This window comes from Maribacter sp. MJ134 (genome assembly GCF_003970695.1).
Lineage (GTDB): Bacteria > Bacteroidota > Bacteroidia > Flavobacteriales > Flavobacteriaceae > Maribacter.
In genome coordinates, this window is sequence record NZ_CP034570.1 from 3,278,146 (window position 1) to 3,290,543 (window position 12,398).

A 12,398-nucleotide genomic window follows, 5' to 3' on the forward strand; every position below is an offset into this window, starting at 1 on the left:
TGAACGATAAATAGTAAATCAATTTGAAATTGAAGAATTGGAAAAAAGATTTGTAATGGGTTGGGGAAGAAAAAAAGGTCGGTGGTGACTACCAATTATCTGATAAGCCAATTAACGAATGGTAAATGACTCAGGATTGAAAAGTTTGTAATTAAGGTGAAAAATCTAATTAACGGTTAAAACTAAATATAATGAAACAACAAAACAAAGTACTAGTTAACTTTCAAGTAGAAGAACTTGAAAAGCGTTTTGAGATGGGTTGGAAGGCTAAAGCTTTGGTATCGGCAAAGGACAGGGCTGACCTTGAAGCATATGGTGAGATTGAATAATAAATACCTCGACTAAAGTTTAATTTAAAGGCGAGAGGACCATTGAAAGCAAACTGATATAATACAGGATAACAATTGACTTAAACATTTACAAAAAGGAAAAAGCTGATGCCTACATAAAGAAGGTTTTTTATTAATAATTAATTTTAGTAATATGCAAAACGAAGTTTTGGAAATTTTTGAGGTTGAAGCCTTAGAAAAGCGCTATGAGATGGGCTGGATTAAATCAGCTGAAATCAATGGCAAAGTAACAAGCGATGGCAAAATGGAGGCTGGATTCAAATTAGGAATCAAATAGTTTCAGTTTAGTTTAACAATGACGGGGAATTACTTCGATAATTCACCGTCATTAAATTAATAAATTGTTATGAAGATGAAATTCTTTTTTTATTTAGCCTTTGCTTTTCATCTTGGAATTTTCAGCCAAACAAAAGATTTGGTAGTATTAAACTCCGAGACTAGCGAAGGTCTTGATTTAGTAAACGTTTTTTACCCGAAACTAAATGAAGGTTCAATTACTAATGCTAGCGGAAAAGTTAGAATTGAATTAAGAAAGGATTCGTTGACTTTTAGCCATATCAACTATTCTTCGAGCAGGGTATCATATGAAAATTTATCTACTATTGATACTATTTATTTAGTTCCCAAAGAAAATACACTCAGCGAAGTGATTGTGACTAATTTTGATTTGAAAAAAAAATTGAGAACTACCTTTGAGAATTATAGCAAATATTACCCTACTCTGGCAATAACTAATGAGAGTACTTATAAGGAAGTATATAGAACAAACAATAAATTGGCGAGACTTATACAAGTGCAGTTAAAATGGTGGCACAAAGACTATAAATACAATTTTAAAAAGAACTTGAATAAGCAAAGTGAATTTAGTTTAGTTGAAATAGATTATTCTAAAATCTCTAATGATTCTACTCTGTCAAAAGCAGGATTTATTGAAAATAAAAGCCTTGTCCCAACATTTCATCTAAACTACTATATTTTATATCTCTTGGATTATTGTAATGAAATTTATATTGATAAGTTAATTAAGAACGAAAATTCCACTAAAGTTATTTTCACCTCAGACGTTTTTGATAATAATGAAAAAATAGCTTCGTTAAACAAAAGTGAATTGATTTTTGATGAAAAGGGTGCTATTATTTACCTCAAATTTATCCTTGATTATAATAATTTTTCATACGAAGAATATTCCGAAAGAAAGCGGACAAAATATACCGGACAGACACAACGGCAAATTATGGAGTTGAACTTCAAACAGATTAATAACAGTATTTATAATTTAAGCTCTTACAAATCTCAGTTATTAGGCACTATAAGTTATTCTGGAAACACTGATTCTTTTGATATCAGACAGGAATTATTTATAACCAAAAGCTATAAAAGTAAATCAATAAAAAACTCAGAAATAATAGACCTTGAAAAGCCATTTTACGAAAATATAACTAGTTATAAAAATTTAGAAAATAAAATACTATTGACTTCTGAAGAACTTGAATTTATTAATGATAGCATTAATAAATAATCTAGACCTCACACATTTAGTGGGACAGTGTCAATGTTAGGCAACAATCCATTCATTGGCTTCATCCAAAATTTTATTCTCAAAACTTTTTAGGTAAACTTCGGTGGTACGCATAGAATTATGACCAAGCCCCTCGCGTATAACTTCTGTCGAAACACCAAGGTATTTGGCGATGGTAGCCCAAGAGTGACGTATCGTATAGGTAGTAAATTTTTCTTCAATACCTGCATCATTTGCAATGATTTTTAGCCGTTCATTCACACGTCTGCGAATAGATTTATATTTTTCATAATGCTCTGTACTTCCATCATAGTTAATAGGAAACAGATAATCCTCTTTATTCTTACCTAAAGTATAATGGTCTAAAATCGCTGAAAGTTCAACAGTTATTTTAACCGAAAGCGGATCACCTGTTTTACTTCTCCCGTAATATAGCCTGTCACCTTCGATATTTTTCAATTTTAGTTTGACCAAATCTATTAAGTTCATACCTCTACAGTTAAACATGATTAAAATATAATTTTTGGCATGCCAAAGGATAGAATCTTTGGGGTAGCGTAAATTTCTTATTTCCAAAAAGTTGTTTTTAGATGTAGCTCTTTTTTTGGTCGTTTTACTAGAAGGTATTTTGTACTTTAAAAAAGGGTTTCTCATGGGTACAAATTCATCCTCTTCGATGGCTTTGTTATAAAGTGCCCGTATACCTCTCATATAGGAATTGATCGTGCCCGGTTTATTTCCCCTAGCTACAAAATCCACTTCATAATCCTGCAGAAGGCTTACAGTTATCTCATCAAGCCGAATATCCTTGGTGTTATTGAACTTTAAAAACCTTTTTATACAGCTATCATACCACTCGGCGGTGGAGGGAGAGTTCATCCGTCGCTTTCTGTTTATGATTTTGGTTCCGCACTCCAATAACGTTGTTCCGTTATTTATTCTATGTCTTTCAGGTGTATCGATTACACTATCCCAAGAAAGCTTGATTTCCTTAACAAGATAATCCACATCGATTTTTGAAATATCACTCCCAAAGCTTTTAATTTTTTTCTTGGCAAGATGCAATTTATCGTGAAGTTCGTCTTCGATTGAATCGTAATCTTTGTATTTGTTAGAGGGATCTGATTTTTTCAATCGACCATTTCTATCATCCCATCCATTTATGGAAGTAGACAAACCAAGAGCTATAAATCGAGTTTTCCTATGATGAACACGAAGAGCAATAGGAAAAGTACCATCTTTCCTTTTGGAGTTATTTCTAGTATCTAAAGTCAGTCTTACAACGGCCATTTTAAGGTCTAATCTTGTAAGAAGTTAGGAAAAAAATTGCACACTTTTTGCACACTTTTTCTTGAAATCAAACGAAATCATATGATTTCAAAAAATATTATATTTTGTAAATAATTGAAAATCAATAATATATAAAATATTCTGAATTTAGTTGAATGTGAAATTCAAGGCTGGCAGGCAAGAGGTCACCGGTTCGAATCCGGTATTCTCCACCAGTAAATATAGAGGTTTCAAGAGTTTTCCTTTTGGAGCCTTTTTTATTTGCACTCAATTTGCACTCATTTTTTGGCTTTTTATGGTCTTATTTGTATCGATTTAATTACATGGCTAGAAAGAGCGTTACCGGATTATATTTATTAATCATTTTAGAATAAAGTGTTGTCCAGCTTTGGTGCGACTTGTACAAGGAATGGATTAATCCTAAATGTCTAACACTAAGAATCTAGGAAATGGCGTTTCAATCCTAGTTTCTAAATGGATAGGTATTTAAGTACCGCTATGAACGGTGAAGAGTTGGCTAAGAAAAGTTTCAATCCTAGTTTCTAAATGGATAGGTATTTAAGCTTTAGTCCATCATATTGCCCGTATTTATCATTCCAGTTTCAATCCTAGTTTCTAAATGGATAGGTATTTAAGAAGGCAGAATGCCACGTAGGTATGGAGGAACAGGCCAGTTTCAATCCTAGTTTCTAAATGGATAGGTATTTAAGATCCTACCACAGGGTCTATGCTCAAAGGTGTGGATGGTTTCAATCCTAGTTTCTAAATGGATAGGTATTTAAGAGTCGCGCAAGGATAAAATGGAATCCTCACAATATGTGTTTCAATCCTAGTTTCTAAATGGATAGGTATTTAAGTGCAGGCCTATTTCCCTAAACCGCTAATCAATACCAGTTTCAATCCTAGTTTCTAAATGGATAGGTATTTAAGGCAATTTGGTGCGCGTTATAGATACGGCGATAAGCAGTTTCAATCCTAGTTTCTAAATGGATAGGTATTTAAGCAAAACCGCTTTAATGTTGGGTGAAAGTCAATTGTGTTTCAATCCTAGTTTCTAAATGGATAGGTATTTAAGAACCAATTTAAACAGCAGCGGGGAAGGAAGTTTAGGTTTCAATCCTAGTTTCTAAATGGATAGGTATTTAAGATTGGTTGCAACGTGTAGATGTATGCCACGTTGCGAGTTTCAATCCTAGTTTCTAAATGGATAGGTATTTAAGATTATTTCCTAATAACCATAAACCCGGACAAAAATTTGTTTCAATCCTAGTTTCTAAATGGATAGGTATTTAAGTAGGAAAAAATAATCCCTTAATGGTCAATTCATATCTGTTTCAATCCTAGTTTCTAAATGGATAGGTATTTAAGCATAAGCCTTTGCGTTTATCCCTGTTCCTGCCATCGTGTTTCAATCCTAGTTTCTAAATGGATAGGTATTTAAGAAGCTAAAACAAACAAAAGATGAATAAATTACTTTTGTTTCAATCCTAGTTTCTAAATGGATAGGTATTTAAGACCATTTTTCCCAAAGATGTGTTTCGATGAAAGGTTGTTTCAATCCTAGTTTCTAAATGGATAGGTATTTAAGTAGCACCGTCACCGTGACTTGTGCCAATAAGATTCTGTTTCAATCCTAGTTTCTAAATGGATAGGTATTTAAGTAGCACCGTCACCGTGACTTGTGCCAATAAGATTCTGTTTCAATCCTAGTTTCTAAATGGATAGGTATTTAAGATATATTATAATCCGATATCTTGAAGTAGTTCATTGTTTCAATCCTAGTTTCTAAATGGATAGGTATTTAAGCCCCAGAACATTTTATTGTCGCCAAAGAACTTTTTGTTTCAATCCTAGTTTCTAAATGGATAGGTATTTAAGAATTCTTACTGGACTAAGTGAATATATAGAGAAATTGTTTCAATCCTAGTTTCTAAATGGATAGGTATTTAAGTACTTACCAAAGGTTTACCTAGTATAATTATTTATTGTTTCAATCCTAGTTTCTAAATGGATAGGTATTTAAGGATTTCAAGATTATCGACAAGCCTAAAGATTTCATAGTTTCAATCCTAGTTTCTAAATGGATAGGTATTTAAGTAACCTTACGGGGAACTATAAAAACCTGAAAAGCATGTTTCAATCCTAGTTTCTAAATGGATAGGTATTTAAGTGAATCTATTCTCGATGGAAAAATAATTTTTGATATGTTTCAATCCTAGTTTCTAAATGGATAGGTATTTAAGCCCGGACGGAATTACAACCATAGACGAATTTAAAAGTTTCAATCCTAGTTTCTAAATGGATAGGTATTTAAGAAAAATAGAAATGCTTTGAATTACTATGCTTTGGTGTTTCAATCCTAGTTTCTAAATGGATAGGTATTTAAGTTATTGGCGGTGCGGTTGCCGCAACCGGTTTGGCCTGTTTCAATCCTAGTTTCTAAATGGATAGGTATTTAAGTTTAATGTTTATTCAAACAATGATAGCTGATGCAGCGTTTCAATCCTAGTTTCTAAATGGATAGGTATTTAAGCTTGCTATGCTCATGGTTGTTTGTTTTTTACCCCCGTGTTTCAATCCTAGTTTCTAAATGGATAGGTATTTAAGTGTATTGTTAGGTATTGCTCTAGCTATTGGAAGTGAGTTTCAATCCTAGTTTCTAAATGGATAGGTATTTAAGATCCTACCACAGGGTCTATACTCAAAGGTGTAGATGGTTTCAATCCTAGTTTCTAAATGGATAGGTATTTAAGCGTTTACCGCTTTTCTGTCTGAAAATCCATTTATAGGTTTCAATCCTAGTTTCTAAATGGATAGGTATTTAAGATTTGGATTCATTAAATTATAGCGTATACCATAATGGGTTTCAATCCTAGTTTCTAAATGGATAGGTATTTAAGTTGGGGTCAAATAGAGGAAATGGCCAAAACTGCTCGTTTCAATCCTAGTTTCTAAATGGATAGGTATTTAAGTGTATTTCCATTACTAATCATATGTCCTTCGTCAACGTTTCAATCCTAGTTTCTAAATGGATAGGTATTTAAGCGCTTGTGTCCCAAGAGGTAGAAAGGCTTCAAGCCAGTTTCAATCCTAGTTTCTAAATGGATAGGTATTTAAGTTTCGGAAAAGACCTTCTCTCCGGTTTCAATCTCAGTTTCAATCCTAGTTTCTAAATGGATAGGTATTTAAGTTTGACCTTGTTCACCGCAATTGCCAAGGCATCAGCGTTTCAATCCTAGTTTCTAAATGGATAGGTATTTAAGATTAATCCTGTTTTCATGGTATGCTCTCTATTAAATGTTTCAATCCTAGTTTCTAAATGGATAGGTATTTAAGAAAAATGTTCTTGATTACCAAAAAGACCAGGGTCATGTTTCAATCCTAGTTTCTAAATGGATAGGTATTTAAGCGTTTACCGCTTTTCTGTCTGAAAATCCATTTATAGGTTTCAATCCTAGTTTCTAAATGGATAGGTATTTAAGCACGCCAGAGGAACGTCTAAAGATATTCGAGGGGGTGTTTCAATCCTAGTTTCTAAATGGATAGGTATTTAAGATCCACCCGGATACCTTTTCGTTGACATTCATACCTGTTTCAATCCTAGTTTCTAAATGGATAGGTATTTAAGAAGCTAAAGGTAATACGTTTTGTCTACGACCAATTAAGTTTCAATCCTAGTTTCTAAATGGATAGGTATTTAAGAAGGCCGCGTACAATCTTAAGGTAATGGCCTACAAGTTTCAATCCTAGTTTCTAAATGGATAGGTATTTAAGCGGCATTCAGGAAGCTATTGGTATGATCGATAGAATGTTTCAATCCTAGTTTCTAAATGGATAGGTATTTAAGCTTAAAAATATGATGCAGAAATTAATTTGCTTTTTGTTTCAATCCTAGTTTCTAAATGGATAGGTATTTAAGCTTCAATACGTGCGTTCACATATTCCTCAGTCTCCTGTTTCAATCCTAGTTTCTAAATGGATAGGTATTTAAGTAGTGTATGCCTATGAAGTTCTGCTGCGTATATTTGTTTCAATCCTAGTTTCTAAATGGATAGGTATTTAAGCCAAACCTTCGTAGTTGTTTCTTTCATCTTTGCCTTGTTTCAATCCTAGTTTCTAAATGGATAGGTATTTAAGCAACTCCTCGGTTGTTGGCTCTGCCGAATCGATTATGTTTCAATCCTAGTTTCTAAATGGATAGGTATTTAAGAGTGACCTATTCGGAGGGGGATTTCAAAGCCTTACTGTTTCAATCCTAGTTTCTAAATGGATAGGTATTTAAGCCGGTTATTTCAAAGACATCAGAAGAAGCTTTTTCGTTTCAATCCTAGTTTCTAAATGGATAGGTATTTAAGTTCAAAAGCACGATTGTAAAGTAAGTTTATTCTCGTGTTTCAATCCTAGTTTCTAAATGGATAGGTATTTAAGCGTTAGGGTACGCAGCCTGCAAGACCTGAAGGGAAAGTTTCAATCCTAGTTTCTAAATGGATAGGTATTTAAGCAAAACAAAGCATAGCGTTTCAGAAAAAGTTTTTAGTTTCAATCCTAGTTTCTAAATGGATAGGTATTTAAGCTTTTTATGCTCGTCGGGTATTATGACCCTTTCGCTGTTTCAATCCTAGTTTCTAAATGGATAGGTATTTAAGCACCAGATGAATGGTGTAATAAGTTTATCGATTACTGTTTCAATCCTAGTTTCTAAATGGATAGGTATTTAAGCTTTATAGAGAATACAAAAGGTGATCTAGTTATAACGTTTCAATCCTAGTTTCTAAATGGATAGGTATTTAAGATGATAGTGGTAGACCCCACGACCGTAGCTGCTTTGTTTCAATCCTAGTTTCTAAATGGATAGGTATTTAAGACGTATGTCCATAATTAGCGTCAGCCATTCCATCAAGTTTCAATCCTAGTTTCTAAATGGATAGGTATTTAAGAATTTGGAAAAAACTGGATATAGCCACAGGATGTGGGTTTCAATCCTAGTTTCTAAATGGATAGGTATTTAAGGGAGATTGTTAAAATCAAGAACATTGGAGATAATAAGTTTCAATCCTAGTTTCTAAATGGATAGGTATTTAAGATCTCCAATGCCACTTTTAAGTTATGGGCTTTCGTTGTTTCAATCCTAGTTTCTAAATGGATAGGTATTTAAGCGTAGTGTATGCCTATGAAGTTCTGCTGCGTATACTTGTTTCAATCCTAGTTTCTAAATGGATAGGTATTTAAGCGTAGATGCGGATGGTAACGTTGTGTTCGGGCGTAAGTTTCAATCCTAGTTTCTAAATGGATAGGTATTTAAGAGGATGTGGTAAATTTTTTATCAATGATATCCTTCGTTTCAATCCTAGTTTCTAAATGGATAGGTATTTAAGAACGTCATATTTATAGGTGTCGGTTCTTGTAATGAGTTTCAATCCTAGTTTCTAAATGGATAGGTATTTAAGATAAACGAATCTTTTTGAAAAAGAATCGTTCTGTTTGTTTCAATCCTAGTTTCTAAATGGATAGGTATTTAAGCCGAAAATTGAGTTATAATTTCTTAATCCAAAAACATGTTTCAATCCTAGTTTCTAAATGGATAGGTATTTAAGATAGACTATTTTAAGCGCATTAAGCCAGCCGGCACGTTTCAATCCTAGTTTCTAAATGGATAGGTATTTAAGTCTTTGTACCGTTAGATAAGGTACTTACCGCATTGATGTTTCAATCCTAGTTTCTAAATGGATAGGTATTTAAGAACAATATCCCGTTTTTGATTTACTTTTAAGAGCCTGTTTCAATCCTAGTTTCTAAATGGATAGGTATTTAAGCCGATATGAGCCCTAAATACAATGTTTACAGTAACTTCAAACGTTTTTTCAACTTTTTCTTTCCTGTTTTTCAATACGTCAAAGAACGCTTCATATGGGTTTTTTGGGTAATTTCCGTATTGGCAACCGCCCGTTATTGTTGACATAAGCATTATTTTTCAAAAAGATGAATATAAATTAATACCCGGAAAACCTACTTTGTACAGATATTCCGATACGTACAATTTAAGCATCTTTTTTTAAATTTTGTTGCCTTTGGAAATTTGTTTCCGTCTATTATTTTAAGCATTTCCCCAGTGCTTTGCCTTACTTTACTCTTAGCATTTTCATCTATAGGAACCTCCACCAATTTGTTCCTACTTCTGGTATACACCAAGAAACCCTTATTGACCGGTTTGTTGTAGGTGTCCTCGATTAAAATCGCATAGCAATAGAGCTGTTGGGCATAGGTTTCAAAAATACGGTCTTTCCAAAGAGCGAACTTATAATCCAAGGGAGCGTAACTACCATCTTCCAGTTCCAACACTTCATCCACCTTGCCCCTTAAATAATCATTGCCCAAATACATATCCGTCCATTTGCGGGTCACGCCAATTTTTTTGCGCAGATACTCTTTGTTGCGTTCCAATTTTTCATCATGGATTTCCCTACCTCGTTCTACCTTAAAGTATTTAACCTCATTCTGCGGTATTCGTAGCACATATTCAAAATAGGTATACCGTGGACAATACAGGTATTCAATGATCTGGGAGGGGTAGAAGCTTTGCATTACCCTAAAAGAATAATGCTTTTACCTCGTCCGTCACCAGTTTTTCATCAAATGCCTGTCCCAACATACTGCATTCCTTCAATTGTTCTTTGTTCATTCTAAACAGATATACTTTGTCCGTTTCCTCATTGATGACTTTGTTGATCTGAAGTTCCAAACTGTCCTTTTCATTGGCGTTCAACGTGCCTAAAAAGCAGGAATATTGAACCCGATACAGTCCAGCATGCTTGCATGCTTTTGAAACATAGCTGCGAGCCGAATTATTCTTTATATCGTATAAAACCCAAGTAATCATTCTTTTTCAATTAAACTGTTCGCGAATCTGTGTGCTTCCAATTGGGTTGCATTAAGTCTAGTCTGTAACCTCCCTTTATATTTGATTCTGTCATTATCAAGGTATTCTAAGTATTCTGGTACAAAAAAGGCCTTTCCATCTTGGTTTAAACTTACGCCGCCGGTGAAGTTATCAAAATAGGATTTGTTCATTTTTTTGGAGGTAAACATTTTGAACACAAACCGCTCGCCATAAATACGATAGGGTTCAATAAAATCGTAAACCAAGCTTTTAGAGTTGTAATCGTCCCTATGCATAAAGCCCACAAAAGGATCTAGACCCGCCAACATCAGGGCCCTTTCTATACGGCTATAAAGTATACCATATGCATAATTGAGAAGTGCGTTGAATTCATCCTGTGCCGGCCTAAAACTACGCCCTTTAAATTGATAGGTATTTGGAATACAGGTAGACAAGGCCTCAAAATAATGTCTCCCTGCCGAACCTTCCCAGCCGCGGAAACTTTCTGCAACGGAGCTGACATCTGGGCCATCTGTTTCCAGAATCTTTTTTCTGAATTCCAAAATCGCCGCACATTTTTCGTCCAAGTAGGCATGTTGCAGTTTTCTATGTTTTTTTAGACCGTTCAGGAAATCTGCCTGATTTTCCAATTTTTTGGCCAACCAACTTTTTACCCAGATAAGCCCTGTTTCATTTAATGAGGCCACCAATTGCTGCTTTCGGATTTTGGTGGTACTGCCCAATTTGCTATGCCAAAACCTGCCCATGGGGTGCCCGTTGTTTTCAACGATGACGATATCTATATTATGCTTTAAGGCCAGGGCTATGGCGTCCGTGGTAAGGGCGGCCCCTTTGGAAACGATAAAAGAAGTTACCTTGTGTGCGGCAATATGGTTTACCTTAAAGGGTTGTTTTTTATCCTCGCGTACCTTTATCTCGAACATGTCGTCCATTACATGTAAATAGGTGCCGTATGTATTTATGAAAATCTGCATCAGCTGGCCATTATGGTTCCAAAGCCCCTACTTACCGATTTGCCAAGGCCAATCTCCGAAGGAAGCTTTGCATTTACAATAAAGGAACCCGTAAAAGCGACCATTTTGTTCTCTTTGAACAAGGTGCTTTTTTCCTGAAGGTTCACCTTGGCCATCAAACGCTCATTTTCGTCGAGTTCTATGTTCGTATTCCTAAAAAAGCTAAGGATGTGGCCCACAAGGATGGCATTGAGCATGGCCTCCTTTTCGGTTTTGGTTTTAAAATTTTGGTATTTGGGATAATTTTTTTGATTGAGGGCCATCCAGAGGGTGGCAAAGGAGTATTCCTGTAATTGGTTGCTATACCCTGTTTCCTCATTTTTCAGTTCGATATTTTTGCTGCTGATGGAATATTTTTTGCCCGAAATGTCCAGTTCCTTTATTTTCAGGAACAGTTTGGGCAACAGTTCTGCCCCTTCGTCGATTCCTACAAGCATAGGTGTATTTTGTAGTACTTTATATTGTATGGTGGGGTATTTATACCGAAAGCTACCATCGTCATAATGGTTGTGCAACATAGGGGAATGTTCTTTGAAAAGCGTACCAAAATACCCCCGTAGTTTATGGGCATCCCGGGTCTGTAATTTAATTTCCGGGAATTTGATACGACAAATCTGTAGTTGTTTGGTGGTAGTTGCTGTGGTCATATTCCTTGTTTTAGTGGATGTTTAACGGTTGTTCTATAGCCGACTAGAAAAGTTCATATTCATTGGATTCCCAATTTTCTGAGTTAAAAAGGGCCTCTAAATTTTGATTTATTTCTTCTATGACGACTTCATTTTCAGCGTAAACCTCACCGGGCTCAAGGCCATACCATGTACTGATTTCTTTGTGTTCCAGGTGTTTCTTGTTTTTAATAACCTCCAAAAAATTAGCATAGCCCCATGGTCCGCCCACATCCTCCGGCGGGCATTTACCCACAGCATCCATGCAATTGGGTATTCGTGTAAAAGCGTCAATCTCTTTTTGGGTCGTTTTTAAAAAGGATATCTTGTGCCACCAATCGTCCCCAAAGTCATAATTGTACCAAAAAGATTTAGCCCCATTTTCAAACAAGAAGCTGTCCTTTAACAAGACTTCATGGGCTTTCAATTTCTCGGGGCCTCCAAAGTCATCAAAGTCGTCCGGTATACCTACACGCATTGTTGCACGGCCTTTGGCATCGCTGAATTCGAAAAGATGGGCGTTCAACCAGCCAAAGGATTCCTGGATGATAAAATGTAATTGCAGCATGGTACAATCTTCTGGCACCAATAGCTTGCGCTGGCATTTGTGGGGCAGGTCCTGTAGGGCGATTTTTAGTTTGAGGGGGTGTTTCATGGTTTGCT

9 protein-coding genes and 1 CRISPR repeat array are annotated in these 12,398 nt (G+C 35.2%); of the genes, 3 read left to right on the top strand and 6 right to left on the bottom strand.

Annotated features, from left to right (window positions below; all coding sequences use genetic code 11):
- Positions 1-191: 191 nt before the first annotated feature.
- The 3 genes from EJ994_RS17470 to EJ994_RS14185 all read left to right on the top strand — a co-directional run bounded on the left by EJ994_RS17470 (position 192) and on the right by EJ994_RS14185 (position 1,869).
- Positions 192-329 carry a hypothetical protein gene (locus EJ994_RS17470; protein WP_164721475.1) on the top strand — a complete coding sequence of 46 codons (138 nt, stop codon included), beginning with the start codon at positions 192-194 and terminating at the stop codon, positions 327-329.
- 154 nt (positions 330-483) lie between these two features.
- On the top strand, positions 484-627 hold the full coding sequence (locus EJ994_RS17475) for a hypothetical protein (protein WP_164721476.1): 144 nt from the start codon (positions 484-486) through the stop codon (positions 625-627).
- A 75-nt stretch (positions 628-702) separates the two neighbouring features.
- Positions 703-1,869, top strand: coding sequence for a hypothetical protein (locus EJ994_RS14185; RefSeq protein WP_126593083.1), 1,167 nt, complete (start codon positions 703-705; stop codon positions 1,867-1,869).
- 36 nt (positions 1,870-1,905) lie between these two features.
- Here EJ994_RS14185 and EJ994_RS14190 read toward each other — a convergent pair whose 3' ends face one another.
- From EJ994_RS14190 to EJ994_RS14215, 6 genes are all read right to left on the bottom strand, one after another.
- Positions 1,906-3,159: a site-specific integrase gene (locus EJ994_RS14190; protein ID WP_126593084.1), complete on the bottom strand. Its 1,254-nt coding sequence runs from the start codon at positions 3,157-3,159 to the stop codon at positions 1,906-1,908.
- Positions 3,160-3,613: 454 nt separating this feature from the next.
- Positions 3,614-8,972: a CRISPR direct-repeat array (repeat unit 37 nt; unit sequence GTTTCAATCCTAGTTTCTAAATGGATAGGTATTTAAG).
- Positions 8,973-9,165: 193 nt separating this feature from the next.
- Complete coding sequence (gene cas4 / locus EJ994_RS14195) at positions 9,166-9,741, bottom strand: CRISPR-associated protein Cas4 (protein WP_126593085.1); 576 nt, start codon at positions 9,739-9,741, stop codon at positions 9,166-9,168.
- A 4-nt stretch (positions 9,742-9,745) separates the two neighbouring features.
- Positions 9,746-10,036 (bottom strand): CRISPR-associated endonuclease Cas2, encoded by a 291-nt coding sequence (gene cas2 / locus EJ994_RS14200; RefSeq protein ID WP_126593086.1) that lies wholly within the window; start codon positions 10,034-10,036, stop codon positions 9,746-9,748.
- Positions 10,033-11,031 carry a CRISPR-associated endonuclease Cas1 gene (gene cas1 / locus EJ994_RS14205; RefSeq protein ID WP_126593087.1) on the bottom strand — a complete coding sequence of 333 codons (999 nt, stop codon included), beginning with the start codon at positions 11,029-11,031 and terminating at the stop codon, positions 10,033-10,035. Before cas1 ends, cas2 begins: the two co-directional genes overlap by 4 nt.
- Positions 11,031-11,717 carry a CRISPR-associated endonuclease Cas6 gene (locus EJ994_RS14210; RefSeq protein WP_126593088.1) on the bottom strand — a complete coding sequence of 229 codons (687 nt, stop codon included), beginning with the start codon at positions 11,715-11,717 and terminating at the stop codon, positions 11,031-11,033. The genes cas1 and EJ994_RS14210 overlap by 1 nt, the downstream gene beginning before the upstream one ends.
- Positions 11,718-11,760: 43 nt before the next feature.
- Positions 11,761-12,390, bottom strand: coding sequence for a plasmid pRiA4b ORF-3 family protein (locus EJ994_RS14215; RefSeq protein ID WP_126593089.1), 630 nt, complete (start codon positions 12,388-12,390; stop codon positions 11,761-11,763).
- Positions 12,391-12,398: the final 8 nt, after the last annotated feature.

Bases quoted from the DNA above. Each gene is read 5' to 3' on its own strand.
- EJ994_RS17470 (WP_164721475.1), top strand. From the start codon at position 192: ATGAAACAACAAAACAAAGTACTAGTTAACTTTCAAGTAGAAGAACTT.
- EJ994_RS17475 (WP_164721476.1), top strand. From the start codon at position 484: ATGCAAAACGAAGTTTTGGAAATTTTTGAGGTTGAAGCCTTAGAAAAG.
- EJ994_RS14185 (WP_126593083.1), top strand. From the start codon at position 703: ATGAAATTCTTTTTTTATTTAGCCTTTGCTTTTCATCTTGGAATTTTC.
- EJ994_RS14190 (WP_126593084.1), bottom strand. From the start codon at position 3,159: ATGGCCGTTGTAAGACTGACTTTAGATACTAGAAATAACTCCAAAAGG.
- cas4 (WP_126593085.1), bottom strand. From the start codon at position 9,741: ATGCAAAGCTTCTACCCCTCCCAGATCATTGAATACCTGTATTGTCCA.
- cas2 (WP_126593086.1), bottom strand. From the start codon at position 10,036: ATGATTACTTGGGTTTTATACGATATAAAGAATAATTCGGCTCGCAGC.
- cas1 (WP_126593087.1), bottom strand. From the start codon at position 11,031: ATGCAGATTTTCATAAATACATACGGCACCTATTTACATGTAATGGAC.
- EJ994_RS14210 (WP_126593088.1), bottom strand. From the start codon at position 11,717: ATGACCACAGCAACTACCACCAAACAACTACAGATTTGTCGTATCAAA.
- EJ994_RS14215 (WP_126593089.1), bottom strand. From the start codon at position 12,390: ATGAAACACCCCCTCAAACTAAAAATCGCCCTACAGGACCTGCCCCAC.